The organism is Pseudomonas sp. SP16.1, assembly GCF_052682975.1.
The window spans coordinates 3,383,619-3,404,185 of the sequence record NZ_JBQYFZ010000001.1; the positions used below are offsets into that span (position 1 = coordinate 3,383,619).

17 protein-coding genes and 1 rRNA gene are annotated in these 20,567 nt (G+C 65.2%); 5 read left to right on the forward strand and 13 right to left on the reverse strand.

Annotated elements, in window-relative coordinates; translation table 11 throughout:
* Positions 1–17: 17 nt before the first annotated feature.
* A complete protein-coding gene (locus ACUTAF_RS16185; protein ID WP_445580919.1) occupies positions 18–263 on the forward strand; it encodes a transmembrane sensor/regulator PpyR in 246 nt (81 codons plus the stop codon).
* On the forward strand, positions 250–1,428 hold the full coding sequence (locus ACUTAF_RS16190; protein ID WP_445580920.1) for an NnrS family protein: 1,179 nt from the start codon (positions 250–252) through the stop codon (positions 1,426–1,428). The genes ACUTAF_RS16185 and ACUTAF_RS16190 overlap by 14 nt, the downstream gene beginning before the upstream one ends.
* Before the next feature lie 135 nt (positions 1,429–1,563).
* Here ACUTAF_RS16190 and rimI read toward each other — a convergent pair whose 3' ends face one another.
* The 9 genes from rimI to ACUTAF_RS16235 form a co-directional block, all read right to left on the reverse strand.
* Positions 1,564–2,016, reverse strand: a complete 453-nt coding sequence (gene rimI, locus ACUTAF_RS16195) for a ribosomal protein S18-alanine N-acetyltransferase (protein WP_445580921.1) — start codon at positions 2,014–2,016, stop codon at positions 1,564–1,566.
* A gap of 220 nt (positions 2,017–2,236) precedes the next feature.
* The gene (locus tag ACUTAF_RS16200) at positions 2,237–3,022 is read right to left on the reverse strand and encodes an energy transducer TonB (RefSeq protein WP_445580922.1); all 786 of its coding nucleotides are present in this window, start codon (positions 3,020–3,022) and stop codon (positions 2,237–2,239) included.
* A complete protein-coding gene (locus tag ACUTAF_RS16205) occupies positions 3,019–4,566 on the reverse strand; it encodes a 2-isopropylmalate synthase (RefSeq protein ID WP_445580923.1) in 1,548 nt (515 codons plus the stop codon). The genes ACUTAF_RS16200 and ACUTAF_RS16205 overlap by 4 nt, the downstream gene beginning before the upstream one ends.
* A 219-nt stretch (positions 4,567–4,785) precedes the next feature.
* The gene (locus tag ACUTAF_RS16210; protein WP_445580924.1) at positions 4,786–6,030 is read right to left on the reverse strand and encodes a saccharopine dehydrogenase family protein; all 1,245 of its coding nucleotides are present in this window, start codon (positions 6,028–6,030) and stop codon (positions 4,786–4,788) included.
* 26 nt (positions 6,031–6,056) lie between these two features.
* A complete protein-coding gene (locus ACUTAF_RS16215; protein ID WP_445580925.1) occupies positions 6,057–7,154 on the reverse strand; it encodes a carboxynorspermidine decarboxylase in 1,098 nt (365 codons plus the stop codon).
* A 249-nt stretch (positions 7,155–7,403) separates the two neighbouring features.
* Positions 7,404–7,904: a DUF6160 family protein gene (locus ACUTAF_RS16220; RefSeq protein ID WP_445580926.1), complete on the reverse strand. Its 501-nt coding sequence runs from the start codon at positions 7,902–7,904 to the stop codon at positions 7,404–7,406.
* 14 nt (positions 7,905–7,918) lie between these two features.
* Positions 7,919–9,478 (reverse strand): hypothetical protein, encoded by a 1,560-nt coding sequence (locus ACUTAF_RS16225; protein WP_445580927.1) that lies wholly within the window; start codon positions 9,476–9,478, stop codon positions 7,919–7,921.
* 1 nt (position 9,479) lies between these two features.
* The gene (locus ACUTAF_RS16230; RefSeq protein ID WP_445580928.1) at positions 9,480–10,586 is read right to left on the reverse strand and encodes a hypothetical protein; all 1,107 of its coding nucleotides are present in this window, start codon (positions 10,584–10,586) and stop codon (positions 9,480–9,482) included.
* A gap of 159 nt (positions 10,587–10,745) precedes the next feature.
* Positions 10,746–11,351, reverse strand: a complete 606-nt coding sequence (locus ACUTAF_RS16235; RefSeq protein ID WP_445580929.1) for a hypothetical protein — start codon at positions 11,349–11,351, stop codon at positions 10,746–10,748.
* 225 nt (positions 11,352–11,576) lie between these two features.
* On the opposite strand from ACUTAF_RS16235, the gene mksB reads away from it, so the two are divergent.
* The 3 genes from mksB (at position 11,577) to mksF (ending at position 16,426) form a co-directional block, all read left to right on the forward strand.
* Positions 11,577–12,818, forward strand: coding sequence for an Mks condensin complex protein MksB (gene mksB / locus ACUTAF_RS16240; RefSeq protein ID WP_445580930.1), 1,242 nt, complete (start codon positions 11,577–11,579; stop codon positions 12,816–12,818).
* 84 nt (positions 12,819–12,902) lie between these two features.
* Positions 12,903–13,595 (forward strand): Mks condensin complex protein MksE, encoded by a 693-nt coding sequence (mksE, locus tag ACUTAF_RS16245; RefSeq protein WP_445580931.1) that lies wholly within the window; start codon positions 12,903–12,905, stop codon positions 13,593–13,595.
* On the forward strand, positions 13,592–16,426 hold the full coding sequence (gene mksF, locus ACUTAF_RS16250) for an Mks condensin complex protein MksF (protein WP_445580932.1): 2,835 nt from the start codon (positions 13,592–13,594) through the stop codon (positions 16,424–16,426). Before mksE ends, mksF begins: the two co-directional genes overlap by 4 nt.
* A 146-nt stretch (positions 16,427–16,572) precedes the next feature.
* On the opposite strand, the gene ACUTAF_RS16255 is transcribed toward mksF, so the two are convergent.
* The 4 genes from ACUTAF_RS16255 to rrf all read right to left on the reverse strand — a co-directional run bounded on the left by ACUTAF_RS16255 (position 16,573) and on the right by rrf (position 20,413).
* Complete coding sequence (locus tag ACUTAF_RS16255) at positions 16,573–18,876, reverse strand: PqiB family protein (RefSeq protein ID WP_445580933.1); 2,304 nt, start codon at positions 18,874–18,876, stop codon at positions 16,573–16,575.
* Positions 18,869–19,486, reverse strand: coding sequence for a paraquat-inducible protein A (locus ACUTAF_RS16260; protein WP_445580934.1), 618 nt, complete (start codon positions 19,484–19,486; stop codon positions 18,869–18,871). The genes ACUTAF_RS16255 and ACUTAF_RS16260 overlap by 8 nt, the downstream gene beginning before the upstream one ends.
* Positions 19,473–20,132: a paraquat-inducible protein A gene (locus ACUTAF_RS16265; RefSeq protein ID WP_445580935.1), complete on the reverse strand. Its 660-nt coding sequence runs from the start codon at positions 20,130–20,132 to the stop codon at positions 19,473–19,475. Before ACUTAF_RS16265 ends, ACUTAF_RS16260 begins: the two co-directional genes overlap by 14 nt.
* A 165-nt stretch (positions 20,133–20,297) precedes the next feature.
* Positions 20,298–20,413 (reverse strand): 5S ribosomal RNA (gene rrf, locus ACUTAF_RS16270).
* Between the last annotated feature and the right edge of the window lie 154 nt (positions 20,414–20,567).

The window sequence follows — 20,567 nt, forward strand, 5'->3', positions numbered from 1 at the left end:
CAATCCGGAGGTGCATCATGTTCCCGCTCGCCCCGCAGCAGTTGCTGCGTCTGTCCAGCCAACTGCTGCTGGCCGGTCTCGGCCTGCTGCTGCTCGGTCTGCTGGCGGCCTATGGCCTGGAGTCCAGGTTGAACCTGGCCAGCCTGGTGCTGGCGCATAGCCTGACCATCATCGGCCCCGGCCTGCTCAAGCTCGGCTATGTGCTGCGTCTGGCGGCGCAGCACGGCCTGCGGCGAGGGGAACAGCAGCATGCAACTGTTTGATCGCAACCGCGCACTGGCGATTGCTCCGCTGTGGCGCCTGGGCTTTCGCCCGTTCTTTCTCGCCGGCGCGCTGCTGGCCCTGCTCGCCGTCGCCCTCTGGGCCGCGGTGCTGCAGGGGCTGCTCAGCGCGCCGCAGGTGCCCGGCGGCCTGCTCGCCTGGCACCGCCACGAGATGCCGTTCGGCTTCGCCCTGGCGATCATCGCCGGCTTCCTGCTCACCGCGGTGCAGACCTGGACCGGCCGCCCGGGCTTGAGCGGGCGGCCACTGATCGCGCTGTTCGCCCTGTGGCTGGCGGCACGGCTGGTCTGGTTCCTACCGCTGGCGTTGGGGGTGCTGATCGCCGCCCAGCTGGCCTTTGTCGCCCTGCTGATCGCGCAGCTGGCGCGCCAGCTGATCGCCGCCCGCCAGCGCAACAACTACCCCATCCTGCTGGTGCTGAGCCTGCTCGGCCTGTGCCAGGGCCTGACCCTCGCCGGCCTGGCCCTGGGCGACGACGCGCTGCAACGGCGCGGCGCCCTGGCGGCGCTGTGGTTGATCGCGGTGCTGCTGAGCCTGATCGGCGGACGGGTGATTCCCTTCTTCACCCAGCGCGGCCTGGGCCGGGTCGAGGCCTTCGCCGCCCAGCCCTGGCGGGATCGGCTGCTGCTGGCTGGCGGTCTGCTGGTCGCCGCGCTGTTCGCCAGCGGCCACAACCTGCAGCCGCAGCCCTGGCTGGCGCTGCCCTTCGCCCTGCTGGCGGCGCTGCACGGCCTGCGCCTGTGGCGCTGGCACCTGCCGGGCATCTGGAACGTGCCGCTGCTGTGGTCGCTGCACCTGGCCTACGCCTGGCTGCTGGTCGCCACCCTCGGCATGGCCGCCTGGCACCTGGGTTGGCTGGCGCAGCACAGCCCGGCCAGCCATGCGCTGGCGGTCGGCGCCCTGGGCGGGCTGGTTCTGGCGATGATGGCGCGGGTCAGCCTCGGCCATACCGGGCGGCCGCTGCAGCCGCCCAAGGCCATGGCCTGGGCCTTTGCCGTGCTCAACCTGGGCGCCTTGATCCGGGTGGCTGCGGGCGGCAACTGGCTGTGGCTGGCGGCCCTCTGCTGGGGGCTGGCCTTCGCCCTGTTCGTCGTCCACTACGCGCCGCTGCTGTGCCGGGCGCGGGTCGATGGCCATCCGGGGTGACCAGAGGACCAACAACCATTGGCGCACCGATCCATACGCCGATGTAGGGCAAATCAGCGCGTAGGGGGGATGTCGCTTTTCACATTCACCACAGCGATGGATCGGTAAAGCGTGATCCACCCTACGCCAACAACCTCAATCGACCAGGGTGCAGGCCATCACCAGCGCATCCTCGCGCCCGCCCACCGCCGGGTAGTAATCGCGGCGCCGGCCGACTTCGTTGAAGCCGTAGCGCTCGTACAGGCGGTAGGCGCTCTGGTTGCTGGCACGCACTTCGAGGAAGCACTCACGGCCGCCCAGCTCATGGGCTTGCTGCATCAGGTGTTCGAGCAGGCGCAGGCCGAGGCCGCGGCCCTGGCTTTCCGGCTTGATGGTGATGTTGAGCAGATGCGCTTCGTCGAGGATCAGGTTGATCACGCCGTGACCGACCTGCTGGCCGCCCTCGAACATCAGCCAGCACTGGTAGGACCTGAGGCTGTCGGTGAAGATGCCGCGGGTCCAGGGGTGGCTGAAGGCGGCGTATTCGATCTTCAGCACGGCATCGAGATCCGCCTCGGTCATCGGGCGGAAGGAAATCGCATCGCTCATTGGGGTACTCGGAAATATTCACGATCTTGCGAGCTAGAGCCATGCAATACCGATAGCGGCCCCGCAAAAACAGGTGAGGAACGGTCGGAGTCGCGGGCGACTGTACTTTTGTACATGAGCATTACTCGCTGCGCTCGCGTGTTAGCCGCAAACGGCTTCCGACCGGGCTGGCGTCCCAGGCTGTTTTCAACGCAGCAGGGCCGACGCGCAGCTGATCGTATCAGGCCAGCCAGCGCTGGCGCACACGCTGCATGGCCCGCCACAGCTCGCGCTTGCGCGCCGGCTCTTCCATCAGCAGCTCCAGGCCCGGCAATGCCCAGCAGGCGCCGAGGCCGTCGACCTGCAGCTCGCGGTTGTAGCTCTGTGCATCGCCCTCGCCGGCGAAGCGGATGGCCGGCAGACCGACCAGCCACAGGCAGGCGCTGGGCTGCTCCTCCAGGCGCGCGGCGACGAAGCTCTGCACGAACTCGAGCGCCGCCTCCGGGCCCTGATCCAGGTTGCCGCGCACCAGCAGCGGCCAGCGCACCGGCTCGCCGAGCAGTTGCGGGCTGTCCGGCAGGCCGGCGGCGCGCAGCAGGTCCTTGAGCAGGATGTAGGCCGGGTCGCGGCTCTGGAACGGCTGGCCGGTAGGCAGCTCGACCAGCAGCGCGCAGTCGCCGGCGCGCAGCAGCTGCAGGGCGAAACGCGGCGGCGGCGCGGCGACGCGGGCCGGCTTTTCCTCCACCGGCGCAACCTCCTCGACCACCGCGGCGGCCTGGCGCGGCTGGGCGCCGAGGCGCGGCACCTCGATCTTCGGCCGCTCGGCAGCCGGCGCTGGCGGCGTTTCGCGGGCCACCGCCGGGGCGGTAGCGACCGGCTCGACCGGCGTCTCGGCCGCTGCCTCCGCCTGCGGCGGCTCCAGCAGCTCCGGCCGCGACGGCGCGGCGAAGGGCAATACGGTGCGCGGCAGCCAGCTGGCCACCTGCATGGCGCCCAGGTAGGCGCGCCGACGGAGCTCGGGGATCACACGCCCTCCACTTGCGGATGCGCCTTCTGCCCGACCTGCATCAGGTTCAGCGCGTTGATATAGGCCTTGGCCGAGGCCACCAGGATATCGGTGTCGGCGCCATTGCCGTTGACGATGCGCCCGCCCTTCTCCAGGCGCACGGTGACCTCGCCCTGCGAATCGGTGCCCTGGGTGATGGCGTTGACCGAATACAGCAGTAGGCTGGCCTCGGAGGCGGCGATGGCCTCGATGGCCTTGAAGGTGGCATCCACCGGGCCGGAGCCCTGGGCACTGGCGGGCTGCTCGCGACCTTCGACACTGACCACGACCTGCGCCTGCGGCACCTCGCCGGTCTTGCTCGCCACTTCCAAGGTGACCAGCTTGTAGTGCTCCGGCGCTTCCTCGGCCAGGGTGTCGGAGACCAGCGCCTGCAGGTCCTCGTCGAAAATCTCGTGCTTCTTGTCGGCCAGTTCCTTGAAGCGGGCGAAGGCGGCGTTCAGCTCGGCCTCGCCGGCCAGGACGATGCCCAGCTCGTCCAGGCGCGAGCGGAAGGCGGCGCGTCCGGAGTGCTTGCCCATCACCATCTTGTTGGTGTTCCAGCCCACCGACTGGGCCGACATGATCTCGTAGGTCTCGCGGTGCTTGAGCACGCCGTCCTGGTGGATGCCGGACTCGTGGGCGAAGGCGTTGGCGCCGACTATGGCCTTGTTCGGCTGCACCGGGAAGCCGGTGATGCCGGAGACCATGCGCGAGGTGCTGAGGATGTGCGGGGTGTCGATGTTGGTGTAGACGCCGAGCAGGTCCTGGCGGGTCTTGATCGCCATGACGATCTCCTCCAGCGCGGCGTTGCCGGCCCGCTCGCCGAGGCCGTTGATGGTGCACTCGACCTGGCGCGCGCCGGCGACCACGGCGGCCAGGGAGTTGGCCACGGCCAGGCCCAGGTCGTTGTGGCAGTGCACCGAGAAGATCGCCTGGTCGGCGTTGGGAATGCGCTCGAGCAACTGGCGGATGGTCTCGGCGTACTGGTGCGGGATGGCGTAGCCGACGGTGTCGGGGATGTTGATGGTACGCGCGCCGGCGTCGATCGCCGCCTCGATGATGCGGCAGAGGAAGTCGATCTCCGAGCGACCGGCGTCCTCGCAGGAGAACTCCACGTCGCTGCACAGGTTGCGCGCCTTCTTCACCGCGCGCACGGCCTGCGCCACCACGTCGTCCGGCTGCATGCGCAGCTTGTACTGCATATGGATCGGGCTGGTGGCGATGAAGGTGTGGATACGCCCGCTGTTGGCGCCCTTGAGCGCTTCGGCGGCACGCTCGATGTCGGCGTCCACCGCGCGCGACAGGCTGCACACGGTGCTGTCCTTGATGTTGTCGGCGATCGCCTTGACCGCGGCGAAGTCCCCCGGGCTGGCGATGGCGAAGCCGGCCTCGATCACATCGACGCGCAGGCGCTCCAGGGCCTTGGCGATGCGCAGCTTCTCTTCACCGGTCATGGACGCGCCGGGGCTCTGCTCGCCATCGCGCAGGGTGGTGTCGAAGATGATGACGCGATCGTTGCTGCTCATAGGGGTTTCCTCACGGCTGCCGGGGTGCCCTTCGTGGGGGCGTCTGTAATCGGCCGATTGTCGCGTGAAATGGGCGGGGCGGGAAGCGCGACGCGTGCAGCGGGTGGATATCGCTTTTCTACATCCACCAAGGGCAGTGCGGGCGATGGCCGGAGCGGAAAACAAAACGCCCGCCAACATGGCGGGCGTTTGCCGATCCTGTGCGCCAGGCGCAGCCGATCAGAGCGGCTGATCCCAGGGACGGTCGCCGTGCTCGTCCCTGATCCGGGTGGGCAGGCCCATCACGTCCAGCAGTTTGAGGAACGGCTCGGCCGGCAGCTGTTCGACGTTGACCATGCGCTGCGCATCCCACTCGCCACGCGCCACCAGCAGGGCGGCGGCGACCGGCGGCACGCCGGCGGTGTAGGAGATGCCCTGGCTGTCGGTCTCGGCGAAGGCTTCGGCGTGGTCGGCGACGTTGTAGATAAACAGCTCAGTCTGCTTACCGTCTTTCGTGCCCTTTACCAGATCGCCGATGCAGGTCTTGCCGCTGTAGCCCGGCGCCAGCGAGGCGGGGTCGGGCAGCACGGCCTTGACCACCTTGAGCGGTACGACCTCGAGGCCTTCGGCGGTCTTGACCGGCTGCTCGGAGAGCAGGCCGAGGTTCTTCAGCACGGTGAAGACGTTGATGTAGTGATCGCCGAAGCTCATCCAGAAACGGACGTTCGGCACGTCGAGGTGCTTGGACAGCGAGTGCACCTCGTCATGGCCGGTCAGGTACAGGTTCTGCTCGCCAACCACCGGCAGATCGTCGGTGCGCTTGACTTCGAACATGCTGTTGGCAGTCCACTGGCTGTTCTGCCAGCTCCAGACCGTGCCGGTGAATTCGCGGAAATTGATTTCCGGGTCGAAATTGGTGGCGAAGTACTTGCCGTGCGAACCGGCGTTGACGTCGAGGATGTCGATCGACTCGATCTTGTCGAAGTACTGTTGCTGCGCCAGGGCGGCATAGGAATTGACCACGCCCGGGTCGAAGCCGACACCAAGGATGGCGGTCACGCCCTTCTCCTGGCATTCGGCCAGGTGCTTCCACTCGTAGTTGCCGTACCACGGCGGGGTTTCGCAGATCTTGCTCGGGTCTTCGTGGATGGCGGTGTCCAGGTAGGCCACGCCGGTGTCGATGCAGGCGCGCAGCACGGACATGTTGAGGAACGCCGAACCGACGTTGATGACGATCTGCGATTCGGTCTCAAGGATCAATGCCTTGGTCGCTTCCACGTCCAGAGCGTTCAGCGCGTATGCCTTGATCTCGCCGGCCTGCTTGAGGCTGCCCTTGGCGTGCACGCTGTCGATGATGGCCTGGCATTTGGAGATGTTGCGTGACGCGATGGCAATACGACCGAGTTCGTCGTTGTGCTGCGCGCACTTATGGGCCACCACCTTGGCGACACCTCCTGCACCAATGATAAGAACGTTCTTCTTCAATTGTTTCACCCCCTTGTACTGCGGCCTCAGGAGAGGCTGGACAGGTAATCGTTAAAGTCAAACTCACGAACCACCTCGACGCTACCGTCGAGTTGCTTCACCACGATGGACGGCATTTTCAGGCCGTTGAACCAGTTCTTCTTGACCATGGTGTAGCCTGCCGCGTCGATGAACGACAGTCGGTCGCCGATGGCCAGCGGACGATCGAATTGGTATTCGCCGAAGATGTCGCCGGCCAGGCAGCTCTTGCCGCACACCATGTAGGTATGTTCGCCGCCTGAGGGTGCCATCTTGGCGTTGAGGCGGTAGATCAGCAGGTCGAGCATGTGCGCTTCGATGGAGCTGTCGACCACCGCCAGGTGCTTGCCGTTGTAAAGGGTGTCGAGCACGGTCACCTCCAGCGAGGCGCTCAGGGTGATCGCCGCTTCGCCCGGCTCCAGGTAGACCTGCACACCGTATTTTTCCGAGAAGGCCTTCAGCCGCGCGCAGAAAGCATCGAGCGGGTAACCCTCGCCGGTGAAATGGATGCCGCCGCCGAGGCTGACCCATTCGACCTGGGCGATCAGGTGGCCGAAACGCTCCTCGATGCGGGTCAGCATCTGGTCGAACAGCTCGAAGCTGGCGTTCTCGCAGTTGTTGTGGAACATGAAGCCGCTGATCTGGCCCATGACTTTGGCGATCTTTTCCGGGTCCCACTCGCCGAGGCGGCTGAACGGGCGCGCCGGGTCGGCCAGCAGGTAGTCGGAGCTGCTTACCTGCGGGTTGACCCGCAGGCCGCGGATGGTGCCCTCGGTACGCTCGGCGAAGCGCTCGAGCTGGCCGATGGAGTTGAAGATGATCTTGTCGCAGTTGGCGACCATCTCTTCGATCTCGTCGTCGGCCCAGGCCACGCTGTAGGCATGGGTCTCGCCGGCGAACTTCTGCCGGCCGAGCTTGAGCTCGTACAGCGAGCTGGACGTGGTGCCGTCCATGTACTGCTGCATCAGGTCGAACACCGACCAGGTGGCGAAGCATTTCAGCGCCAGCAGCGCCTTGGCCCCGGAGTTCTCGCGTACGTAGGCGATCTTCTCCAGGTTGACCAGCAGCTTCTGTTTGTCGATGAGGTAGTACGGCGTCTGGATCATCTCGTCGCCCCAGCAAGGTCGGCCAAGGGGTGCCTCGCGGCCCCCCGGAAAAAGTGGAGGCGAATTGTGCCGATTACCGACAAATATCGAAAGGGCATTGGAGATTTTTTGTACAACGGGCGATTACCGGTTGCCCCTGCAGGGCCTAGGCGGTCGTGCCGGAACTTCACCGACGGATCGGACGGAAGGATGGCTCAGGCTATATGACAGGCGCATGCGCGACGACGTGAAACAACGGTCGCGCCGCGCTCACGGCAGGCCGATCAGGTACAGATTGCCCTGCAGACGGGTCTGGCCGTGGCTGCGATAGGTCAACAGGTCGGTCTGGCGGAAACCTGCGGCGTCCGAGGTGGCGCTGTTGGAACCGCCGAGGGTGAACTGGAAGTCGTCAAAGCGCACGTCGCTCAGGCCGATGCGCATGGCCCCCGAATTGAAGGCCGCACCGTCACCGTCGAAACCGCTGTCGAGGCGAACCATATCGAGGGTCAGTCCTTCGAAGCTGAACATGCCGCGGATATTGTCCAGCACCACGAACCCCTCGCTGTTGCCCGGCCGGATCGCCAGGCGCGCACCACAGCCGCCGGGACAGCGGGTCAGCGCCGGATTGGCGGCGAAGTTCAGCTCGGCGCTGACGCTCAGGCCCGCCTGGCCGCTGACCTGCTGCAGTTCTTCCTCCAGCAGCGGTTGCAGCTCGGCCGCGGCGGGCCAGGCGGCGAACAGCAAGGCGAGGCATAGCGGCCTGATCGGCATGTGCGTGCTCCTTTTCATCGTGGCAGGTTGACCGAGCGCAGGTTCAGGTAGTCCAGGCGCATGCCGCGCACCACCTGGGAGCCCAGGTCCACTCCGCCCAGGCTCAGGTTGCCGATGCTGATGTTGCTCTTCGGCACCTGCTGGTAGAAGGCCTGGTGATTAGCCCAGGTAACGGCTGGCAGGAACAGGCGCAGTTCGCCGTCGGCCTGCACCGCCAGGTTCAACGGCTGCAGGCCGGCGTGGCCGAGGTTGATGTCGAAGTACAGGTTCTTCGCCACCGCACGCCTGGCGTCGGTACAGTCGCGGCAGCCGCCGATCACCAGCTTGTCGGCGTACATCTGCAGGCTGGCCTCCCCTTGCAGGCCGCCGCTGTCGCCCCAGATGCTGAGGTAGGCGCCATTGAGGGTGAAGCCTTCGAGGTTGATGGAGAAGAAATCACTGCGAGTGGTCGTGGCACCTTTGACGATATCGCCGTTGCCATCCGTGCTGTAGGCGACGCTGGGCAGGCTGAACGTCGCCTCGATACCGACATCCAGTCCCTTGGCCCGCGTGCCGCCTGCCTGAAGGGTGGTGGCGACCAGTGTCAGCACAGTGCGGTTGTCCTTGGTTTTCTGGATGCGGCCGAGGACGCAGCTCGGCGACTCGGCGCCGGGCACACCACACAGACCGCTGAATTCGTCGAAGTCGGTGACCCGCTGGTCGAGGGTGTAGCCGTGACGCTCGACGTTCCAGGCCTCGGCCAGGGACTTCTGCGCCGCGGCAAGCTCGTCGAGCTGGGTCTGGTAGGCATCCACCGAGCTGTTATAGGCGCGCGCCGCGCTGTTGATACAGACATCGCCACAGCCGTACTTCTCGCCGAAATCCGGCTTCGGCCAAATCAGGTCGGCGGTTGCCGGCGCCGCCGCATAGCGGGTCTCCATGGTGCCGTAGGCGCTCTGCACCTCGCTGGTCTCCTGGTTGACCAGGGCGCGGCGCTGGTTGACCACCTGCATGTCCTGCTCGATACCGCTTTGCAGGGTCAGGAAGCCGACACTCTGGTAGCGCGCCAGGATCTCGTCGCGCCGCGCCTCGAGACCGCCGAGCTCCTGGTCGATGGCGGTTTGCGCCAGAGTCGGATCGGTGCAACCCGGCTCGCCGTAAAGGCAGCCCTGGTAGTAGGCCCACAGGCCGTACTGGTGGGTGTCGTTGAGCGGATCGCTCCAGCTCGGCGTTCGCAACTGCAGGGCCTGGGTGCCGCCGGGCAGGGTCGGCGCCAGCTCCGTACCGCCTACCCGCAGACTGAACGGATGCAGCGGCGTGCCCAGCTGCGCCGGGCTGTCGAGGGTGCCCCGCTGACTGCCTTCGCCCTTGACGTAGCTGCGCTCGAAGTCGACCGTCAACGGGTTGCCCTGGCTGTCCTTGATGCCGCTCAGCTGGGCGGTGGCGCTGCCCTGGTCGTAGTAGAACTGATCGAGAAAGAAGCCCACCCCCGCTCCGCTGACCTGGCTCAGCTCGCCGTCATCCAGCGCCTGCATGGCGGTCGCCAGGGCAGGCAGGGCCAGCAGCAGGAGCGTACTGCACGCGCGCGCCCTCATCTCAGCAGCCCTTCGCCTGGCCGCCCATGCAGGTGGGCACCCTCGCCGCGCCGTTGAGGGCCTCGTAAAGCGACACGATGAACGGATAGATGGCCTGCGCTCCCGAACCTGTCTTGGCGAAGTTGGCGAAGGCCCCGCTCTGGGTAGGGATGAAGGCGCCGGTGCTGGACGCCAGGTCCTGCCAGGGCACGTTCTGGTTCTGCAGCGAGAAGAAGATGCCGCGGGCACCGCCAATGTCCAGATCGGTCTGGGTGCGGTCGCCGACGAAGATGCTCTGGTAGTTGAGCAGGGCGAAACAGGCCGGCAGGCCGGACGCCTTGCAGTCACCGTTGTTGGAGGCGATCAGCGGCAAAAGCGGCTCTAGCAGGGTGTTGTCGGTATGGAAGGACTCGCCCTTGGGCACGCCGATATGGGTCGCACGGTTGATTGGCAGGCCGTCGATGCCGGTTTCTCCGCTGCCCGCCTTGACCAGCTCGACCTGGCTGAATATCTCGGAATTGCCGGCCATGCTGAGCGCCAGGCAGTTGAAGTCGAAGGTGCAGGTGAAGGCGTTGAGGTTGTTCTGCTGCATGTAGTACTCGCGGGCAGTGGACGCCGAACCGGTGACCAGCCCCTGCATCACGCCCGTCAGCGCGTGCATGTCGCCGGACAGGTCGCCGCGGGCACGGCCGAAGCCAAGGCGAATACCGGCCACTTCGCGCGCTCCGTCGGCGTTGGTCTTGAAGGCGAGTTCGAGGTAGGGATCGCGGATCTGGAAGGGCACCACGCTGGCGCTGGCGGAGTTGGCATCGTCGATGCGGCCCAGGGCGAAGTTGTCGATCCAGATGTCAGCCGGCCGCTCCGACACGGTACCGGCATCGGAACGTGCATAGTTGCCCAGCCGCAGCTCGTCGACATTGAGCAGCAGGTCGATGTCGGTGCCGAAGTTGATCCGGGTGTATTCGAAGCCAGCGAAGGTCAGGGCGTCGAGATTGATCAGCGCCTGCCCGCTGATCTCGGCGAGTTCGCTGTCGTCCAATGGCTGCAGGGCCGCCTCGGCGGAGCCAAGCAAGGTTGCCGAGCACAGCAGGGCCAGGGCGGACTGCAGGAGACGGTGGGGCGGATGCATGGCAGGGTCCTCCTTCTCGGGCGGCAGGCTCCGCCCCTGTCGCCACTATAAAGAGCAAGCTCGGCGCAGCGGCCCGACCCATAGTCGAGAAAAGCCCGGCGGCCGCAGGCTAGCCGTTGGGACGGTGTTACCACCGGCAACAATCGCGTAACCACGCCGTCAGCCCCGCTGGAACAGCCCCAGCAGATGCTCGGCGATGGTGCCGCGGATGGCGTCGATGCTCGGCTGCGCGCCGTGCGCCAATTTGCGCGTATTGATCCGGTGCAGGTGCAGCGAGGGCATGCGCGCCTCGAATTCGCGCAGATCGCCCTTGACCAGTACCGGCAGGAAGTGCTCGCCGCGCGCGCGGTAACGCTCGATCAGCAGGCGCAGGCCGTCCTGGAACGGCAGTTCGCGCGAGGCCACCAGGCGAAACTCGCCTGGTACCTTGAGGTACAGCCCGGTCTCGCCGACCGCCTCACCCGGCAGGATATGCACGCCGGTCGGCTCAACCGCCGCCGCCGGAATGTCGTGGAAGGTCTCGTGCCGGGCCGAATCGTCGGCCAGGATCGTGATGCCGCCGCGTTCGTCCTGCGGTACCACGAAGCTGTAGTTGCCGTAGAGTTTCTCCACGTAGCGGCAATAGATGCACAGGCGATTCTCGAAGCGCCTGAGAAAGGCAATCGCCTCGCTGCGCTCGGTGATGGCACCCAGCTCCCAGCCCGGGTCGCGCTGCTGCTGCAACTCGTGCCAACGGGCGTCGATGGTCAGGGCGGTGGCGGGCATGGACGGACTCTGGCGGCAAGGCTACCTGGAGTCCTCCGCAGAAAGCGTGCCAGTCGGCCAGCAGCGTTTTTCGAGCCATATCAAGAACTGGCCCGGCCTATTCGGGCGAGCTGCGTCCCAATGTGCCGCAACGCGTCACCCGCCTCTGATCGATTCGCGCTCAAAACCGCCCCCCGCCTTGCAGTACAATCGCCGCTTTTCACTTGCCTGGAACCCGGCGCCTCGATGATCGATCCCAAGCGCGTGTTGCGCGCCCTCGCCGAACACTGGACGTTGCTCGAACCGCTGTGCGAGCGTTTCGACGCCGGCACCCTGAGCCTGGTCGAGCTGCGCGGCCAGCTCGCCGCGCAGTTGCCCGACGCCACGCCCAGCGACACCACCGCCCTGCTCGACACCTGGATTCGCCTGGACATCCTGGTGCCGGTGGCCAAGAGCCCCAACCGCTTCGAGCTCAACGCGCAGATCCACGACTTCCTCGCCTACCTGCGGCGTGAGCACCGTTTGGGTTTGTGCCTGGAGATCGAAGCCTACCTGCGCCACCTGGAGCGCCTGGCCGGCTATATCCAGGACGCCTTCGAGGTGCGCGACGCCAACGACCTGGCGCGCCAGCTGCGCCTGCTCGATATGCGCGTACGCGACGTACTGAAGAAGCTGGCCAACGACGAACAGGCGCTGGTCGGCGTGGCCGACCGGGCCAAGACCTCGGATCGGCAGATTCCCCTGCGCCAGCGCTATGCCGAGGTGCTGGCCACCTGGGACGAGTACGTCGAGCCGATGATCCAGCTGGTCGCCGCCGACGGCGCCTTCGAACAGGGCGTGCGTCGCGTCGAACAGGTGCTGCTGCGCCTGCTCGGCGACCAGCAGCGCCTTGGCCAGTTGGTCGACGACGACCTGCTGCTGCGCACCCACGCGCGCATCCTGGAAATGCAGACCACCGCCCAGCTGACCCTGCGCAAGGCCCGCGAGCTGCTGCTGCCGCTGCGTGAGGAAGCGCGCCGGCACAACGCCGTGACCCGTGGCGCGGCGCTGGCGCTGTCGGTGATCCGCAAGAAGGGCATCGACGCCGTGCCGCAGGCCGCCATGCCCCTGTTCACCCGGCCGCAGAGCAACTTCCTGGGCTCAGCCAGCCAGGTCGAGGCCTACGTCTACGCCCTGGCCCGTTTCGAAGCCAAGCCGGCGCATTTCCCCAAGGCCAGCGGCAGCCGCAAGGGCGGCGCGCCCAAGGCGCCGAAGACCGCACGGGAAATGATCGAGCGCTGCGAGCAGGCCCTGCCGCTGCCGGACCTGATGACCTGGCTGCTGGAGCAGGAGCCGGAAGGTGCCACCGACGAGCTGCTCTACTGGTTCTCGCGCCTGTCGCGCGAGTCGCGTTTCCAGCGCGAGCGTCTGGAACGCCGGCAGTACCTGACTCGCGAGCACGAGGTCAGCCTCAGCTCCTATGCCCTGGTAGGCCAGCCCAATGGTTGAGCTGCCCGTAGGGTGCGCTGTGCGCACCGCAACCGACGACATGGTGCGCACAGCGCACCCTACGACTGCCCGTGAGCATTGCGTATGAACATCGATCTAAAAGAAATGACCCAGCTCGCGGCTGCCTTCCGCGACCTGTTCAAGGGCTACCACATCTCGCGCAGCGAGCCGGAGTGCTACGCCCAGCTGTCGAGCATGCAGGACCAGTACCGCGCGCTGTTCCGCGCCCTCGGTTTCGAGCTGGTGTGCGACCCGCGCGGCTTCTACTACTTCGTCCCCGAGCAGGTCGCCCCACAGGTGAACAAGACCGCCCAACGCCTGGCGCTGTTCACCTTCATCCTGGTCGAGCACCTGGCTGACCAGGGCCGCGACCCGCTCTCCGTGCTCGACGGCGGCAGCATCGGTCGTGACGAGCTGCCAGCGTTGCTGGACAAGTACCGCGACCTGTTCCTGCAGGCCGAAGTCACCACTTTCGAGGAGCTGGAAGACAAGATCATCCGCCGCCTCACCCAGCTCGGCTTCGCCGAGGACAGCAACGGCGTGTACCGCTTCCTGCCGCCGATGCACCGTTTCCTCGACGTCTGCCTGTCGGTGCAGCATGACCGCGACCTGGCCGCCAGCCTGCACAGCAGCGACCTGCCGCTGCCGGCGCCGGTGCTGCTGGACGATGACGGCGACGCCGACGCGACCGCTGCCATCGATAGCGAAGAGTCCGAGGAAGATGCCCTGGCCCGCGCCATGGCCGAAGAACGTGCCGCACAGGAGATGGACGCATGAGCCAGGAACGCTACGGCATCCGCCGCTTCGCCCTGCTGAACACCGCCGGCTACAGCCTTGGCCTGTTCCCGCTGGAAAACCCGCTGTCGGTCTACGGCGCCAACAACCTGGGCAAATCCGCCTCGATCAACGCCCTGCAGTTCCCCATCCTGGCGCGCATGTCGGACATGAGCTTCGGCAAGTACAGCCTGGAAGCCTCGCGCAAGTTCTACTTCGCCAGCGACACCAGCTATATCCTCGTCGAAGTCGCCCTGCCCCATGGCCCGCACGTGATCGGCGTGGCCGGTCGCGGCCCGGGTGGCGGCTTCGGCCACCAGTTCTTCGCCTACGCTGGCGAGCTGGACCTGGAGCACTACCAGAGCAACGGCACCTGCCTGCGCCAACGCGAGCTGTTCAAGAACCTCGGCCAGGCCGGCATCACTGCCTACGAGCTCAAGCCCGACGAACTGCGTCGCCTGCTGGTCGGCGGCCACACCAGCATCCCGCTGGACCTGACCCTGATCCCGCTGCGCTCCACCAGCGAGCAGAGCCTGAAGACCTTCCGCGCGCTGTTTATCAACCTCCTGCACATGCGCGAGATCACCGCGGCCAAACTCAAGCAGCTGTTCCTCGATGCCTTCGAGCACAGCCTGCGCTCGGGTAGCGTCGACTATATCGCCGCGACCGAAGAAGCCTTCCGCGACGTGCGCCGCATGGAGCAGGACTACCACGCGCTGGTCACCGCCGGCCCCTTGATCGAAGCCCTGGCCTCGGGCGTGACCCAGCGCGAAGTGCTGCGCGGCAAGCTGCACCGCCTCTCGCCGCTGCTCGACAACCTGCTGGGCACCTGGCACGACTACGCCGATGCGCGCAAGGAAGAGCTGGTGATCCAGGCCGAGCACTATCGCAACGAGCAGGACGGCCTGCAGAACGAGCAGCGCGGCGGCACCAGCGAGCTGATGCGCCTGGAGCGCGAGATCAGCGAGATCCAGCGCTGGCTGGGCGAGCTGGCCGTACTGAAGAACCGCTTCGCCCTGGTGGAAAACGCCAAGGTGCTGGAAGAGCAATTGCTCGCTGCCAAGGACGCCCACGACGAACTGGCCGGCGCCCTGGCGCAGTCGCGGCAGTTCTCCAGCGAAGACCTCGACGAGCGCCTGCGCGATCTGGAAAAACGCCTCAAGTCGGTCAAGCAGCAGCTCGATCACGCCGACAACAACAGCTACTCACGCCTGCGCGAGGAATTCAGCCAACAGGACGTCGACCGTCTGATGCGCCTGTTCAACGGCCAGCTGTTCAGTCTGCCGCTGGGCGAGAAAGGCATCCAGGCCGAGGGTGATGACTGGATCAAGGCGGTCGAGGCGGTACTGGATCGCTTCAAGGGCGACACCTTCGCCGTGCCGGGCCTGTCCATCGACCTCAGCCATATCGAGCCGCCGGCACTGCAGGCACTAGCCGACCGCGCCGCCCTGCGTGACCAGAAGGATCGCCTGGAGCGCGAGCTCAAGCAGCTCAAGACCCAGCAATCGGTCGCCGCCGACCGCGCCGCCAGCAAGGCCCAGGCCGAGACGCTGTACCAGGCCGTGCTGGATGCGCAGAAAGCCCTGGAAGACTTCCGCAAGAGCCAGACCCTGACCGCCGAGGAACCGCAGAAACTGGAACGCTTGGCCGAGCTGGAAGGCGCGCAGGACGAACTCAAGCGCGCCAGCGATGCCTTCGCCGAACGCGTGCAGCAGCTGTCTGCCAAGCTGCAACTGGTCGGCCGTCAACTGGCCGATCTGGAAGCCAAGGAGCGCACCCTGGAAGACGCCCTGCGCCGTCGCCAGTTGCTGCCGGCCGATCTGCCCTTCGGCACGCCGTTCATGGAGCCGGTGGACGACTCGCTGGACAACCTGCTGCCGCTGCTCAACGACTACCAGGACACCTGGCAGGCGCTGCAGCGCATCGACGGCCAGATCGAAGCACTCTACGCCCAGGTACGCCTGAAAGGCGTGGCCAAGTTCGACAGCGAGGACGACGTCGAGCGTCGCCTGCAACTGCTGGTCAACGCCTATGCGCACCGCCAGGACGAAGCCCTCACTCTAGCGAAGGCCAGACGTGCGGCGGTCACCGATATCGCCCGTACCCTGCGCAATATCCGCAGCGACTACGACAACCTCGAGCACCAGCTGGCGCTGTTCAACCGCGAGATCAACAAACGCCAGGTCTCCAACCTGCAGAGCTTCCGCATCGTCCTGGCGCCGAACAAGGAAGCCCTGCGCCATATCGACCAGATCATCCACAGCGCCGGCCAGTACGAAGAGGGTGAGACCCTGTCGGTGTTCGATCTGTCGCAATCGGCCGATCAGGACGCCAAGAACGAGGAAGCCAAGGACTACCTGTCGCGCCTGGTCGCCGCCAACGGCAACCAGTTGGGCCTGAAGGATCTGTTCGAACTGGCCTTCGAAATCACCAAGGTGCACGGCCAGCCGATCATCCACACCGACATCGATGGCGCCGCATCCAACGGCACCACCATGACCATCAAGGCGCTGACCAACATGTACCTGTTGCTGCACCTGATGGATCGCGAGCAGGCCGGGCGCATTCGCCTGCCCTACTACCTCGACGAGGCGGCGGACATCGACGAGCGCAACCAGCAGGCCCTGATCGAGACCAGCCTGCAGCTGGGTTTCGTGCCGATCCTGGCATCGGTGAAGCCGCAGGTCTCGGCCCACGTGGCCATTGACCTGGAAGGCGGCAGCGGCCCGAATGGCATCTATATCGACGAGGCAGACTGGAAATTTATCAAGCCGCGGGAGAATGCCAAGGCGCAGGCGCCACAGCCGGAGGAGATCGCTGCCGAACCGGCCTGACGGCCTGTCGCGGCTAAAGCCCCTCCCACTGTTCACACGCCCGTAGGAGCGGCTTCAGCCGCGAGCTTTATGAGTTCGTAGCGCGAATGACAGACGCAAAATGAAAAGGGCCGCTCAATGCGGCCCTTTTCATTACCACGGCTTGCTCACTGCTCCAACACGATCTTCGGCGCCCAGCCCATCCAACTGTCGTCCGCCTCATCGAACAGCGCGAAAGTCTGCCCAGGCTGCGCCGGGCCACCCATCTCCGGGTTGTTCGGCGTGGCGAATGCGATGCCGCCCTCGATCAGCGCCTCCAGCGACTCGGTGCGTACCTTCACTCCTTTGAACAGGCCGGCATCCACACCTATGCCACTGGCGTTCCAGAAGCGGCTGCCGCTGCGCACCAGCGGCGCATAACGCGGTTCGATCAGCACATGGATCAGCACCCGATCCGAGGTCGGCCCCAGTTCGAAATCCACCACCTTGCCTACCGGGATTTCGCGGTAGCTGACCAGCACGCCCGGCTTGATCGAACCACGTCTGGGTGCACTTAGCACCAGACGCAGTCCCTCCTCGCGCACCGCCTGGCTTGGCGGACTGCTCAGGGCAGTGAACTCCAGCCTGCGCGCCCCGAGACGCTCTGCCGGCTGCACCTCCAGATACTGACCGCTGACCAGGGTGCCGAGATTGGCGGTACGAGTGAGACTGAGCTCCGGCTTGATCACCCAGAACTGCGTACCCTCCCGTGCGATGCGTTCGGCTGCCTCGGTGAGGCGCACGCCAAGATTCACCGCCTGCAGGTCGTCGGTGAGCGTCATGGTCTCAACCTTGCCGACCTCCAGCCCCTTGTAACGGATCGCCGTGCCGGGCTCCAGACCCTCGCCAGTCGCGACCCGTATGTGGATCTGCAGCCCCTGCTGCAGAGCGCTGTCGCGATCGGCATGCAGGACGAAGCGCTGCACCTGCCGATTGGATCGGGCAGCCTGCCGGTCGGGCGTCTCGAAGGCGATGCCGCCTGCCAGCAGGGTCTGCAGCGACTCGCTTTTCACCTCGACCCCCGACAACCCGCCTCTGAGGGTGATCCCACTGGCATTCCAGAAGCGGGTCGAACTGTTAACCAGATGGCTGTACTCCGGCTCGATATGCACACCGAGCACCACCTGTTTGTCGTCGCGCGACAGCTGAAAGCTCTGAACCGATCCCACCTTGATCTGCCGATAGAGAATCGGACTGCCCACCGCCATCGAGCCCAGACTGTCGCTGAACAGCACCAGGTGCAGCCCAGGCGCCCCCAGATCCAGCGGCGGTGCCTTGGGCCGCGCCTCGAACTCGCGCCGCGGAGCGCCGCCGGCCTCGCCGGGGCGGATGGCGATGTAGTTGCCCTTGACCAGGGCTTCCAGGCCGGTGATGCCGGCCAGCGAGATGGAGGGCCTGACCAGCCAGAAATCGGTGCCTTCGACCAGATAGTCCTCGGTACGCGGGTCGAGCACCAGCTCCGCCTGAGCGCCGCCCAAGTCAGCGTCGACCTTGAACGTCTTCATCTGGCCAACCTGAATCCCCTTGTACATCACCGGCGTACGCCCCGGCTCCAGGCCCTCGAAATCCTGCAATCTGAGTGAAATCCGGATACCGGCCTGCGCCGCGTCGTAGTCCTCATAAAGGCGGAAAGGAATACTGGGGTCGGTGGCCGGGCTGTCCTTGCGGTGCTCGGGGGTGGCGAACGCAATACCGCCAGCGACGATGCTCGCCAGCGACTCGGTACGCACCTTGACCCCGGACAACCCGGCGTCGACGGCTATGCCACTGGCATTCCAGAACCGCGTGTGCTTACGCACCAGACTGGCGTATTCCGGCTGGATGAAGACCTTCACCTCCACGGTGCTCTGATCCTCTGCGAGGAGAAAGCTCTTCACCCGGCCGACCTGGATCTGCTTGTAGAACACCGGGCTGTCCCTGTTCAACGAACCGAGGCGCTCGGCCTTGAGCACCAGATGCAGTCCGGGCACATCGTCTGCCAGCGGCGGCGCTTCGGGCAGCGCGACGAACTCGCGGCTTGGCATGCCCTCCCCGGGGCTCACCGCGATGTAGTTACCGGAAACCAGGGTCTCCAATCCGGTGATACCGGCCAGGGTGACGCTGGGTTTGACCAGCCAGAAGCGCGTCCCGGTTACCAGGCGAGCCTCCACGTCCTTGTTCATCTCCAGCGTGGCGATGACCCCACGCCGCGCCTCGCTGCGATCCAGCGCAAGAGCAATCACCTTGCCAACCGGCATCCCCTTGTAGATCACCTCGGTCTTGCCGGCCTGAATGCCGTCACCGCTCTCGAACATTACCTGGATCTCGATACCGGCCTCGTTGTAGGCGCGCCAGGCCAGCCAACCGCCGATCAGCAAGGCAATCAGCGGCAGCACCCAGATGGCCGACCAGTTGGAGGCAGGCCGAGTCTTGGCCATTGGCAAATCAGTCATGGTCAGGTTCCGTGTTGTCCCATATCAGACGAGGATCGAAGGTCAAAGCAGCCAGCATGGTGATGATCACCACACTGGCGAAGGCGGCTGCGCCGGCATTCGGCTCGATGCTGGCCAGGGTGCCGAAGTTCACCACGGTCACCAGAATGGCGATGACGAAGATATCGAGCATCGACCAGCGGCCTATCCACTCGATGAAGCGATACATCACGTTGCGCTGGCGCGGCGACATTGGTTGGTGGCGCTGTATCGAGTACAGCAGTAGTGCAATGCCCACAAGCTTGAAGGTCGGCACCAGGATGCTGGCAACGAAGACCACAGCGGCTATCGGCAGCATGTCGTAGCGAATCAGTTCGATTACCCCGCCCATGATGGTCGAAGGCGCCCCCTTGCCAAAGCTGTTGATCGTCATGATCGGCAGCAGATTGGCCGGGATATAGAGGATGGTTGCTGTCAGCAGCAGGGCCCAGGTTCGAACCAAACTGTCCGGACTACGCGCGTGGATAACGCCTCCACAGCGGCTGCAGTACTGATGAGCAGCGTCGCCGTCCATACGGTTGAGTTGATGGCACTCATGGCAGATCAGCAACCCTGCATCAATGGCTCGCATGCGCATCGTCCCCGGCAAGCGCTTCCCATATCTGATGAGACGACATGGTCACCTCGAGCCAGACCTGGATCAAAAGCAGTGCGATGAAACAGAAGAGGCCAATACCCAAACTAAGATCTGCCAGCCCCATCAGCTTCACCATGGAGACCAGGATCCCCATGAGGTAAACCTCGAGCATGCCCCACTCGCGCATATGGTGATAAATGCGGTAAAGAAGCAAACCATAGCTGCGCCCCCAATCCAGGCGAATGCTCAGCAACACACACAGCTGGCACAGCAGCTTGAGCAGCGGGATCGCCATGCTGCTGAGAAAAACCACCACGGCGATGCCCTGCATGCCGCTGTGGTAAAGCCCCAAAACGGCGCTCCATACCGTGTCCTGGCTCGACTGCCCCAGTAGATTCAGCTGCATGATCGGCAGAAAGTTGGCCGGAACGTACAACAGCAAGGCGGTGCAGACCAACGCAAGGCTACGCTTGATGACGTGTGGACGATGCACGAACAGCTCATATCCGCACCGAGGACATTGCGCGCGCTCTCCGTCATGCAAGACAGGCTTGCGCATCAGCAAGTCACATTCGTGACAACCGATCAGCGCCTCCAATGGAAGCCCTGAAAGCTCTTGATCCCCGAGTGCATCTGGCATAACCGCCCCCCCAATGCGCTCATTTTAGACCATTGTAGGTACACGGAAATGCACGTACCGCGCGCCGCGCACCGGCCCCCGACACCCAAAGGATCAAGGCCGCCGTTTTGTCGGCACATAGAAGAAACCCCAGACCGCGTTAGCGATCTGGGGTTTCGTATAGGAGCTTGACGATGACCTACTCTCACATGGTGAAGCACCACACTACCATCGGCGATGCGTCGTTTCACTTCTGAGTTCGGGATGGGATCAGGTGGTTCCAACGCTCTATGGTCGTCAAGCAATTTGTTGCTGTCTCGGGGTTAACCGCTACAGCGAATTGGGTATGTGACAGTCGTTTGGCATAGGCCGCAGGCCTGTAGCTCTCGCAAATTTTCGGTTTGTCGACTTCACCATCGACACCCTCTGCTGTCAGCAGCAGATTGTTTGGGTGTT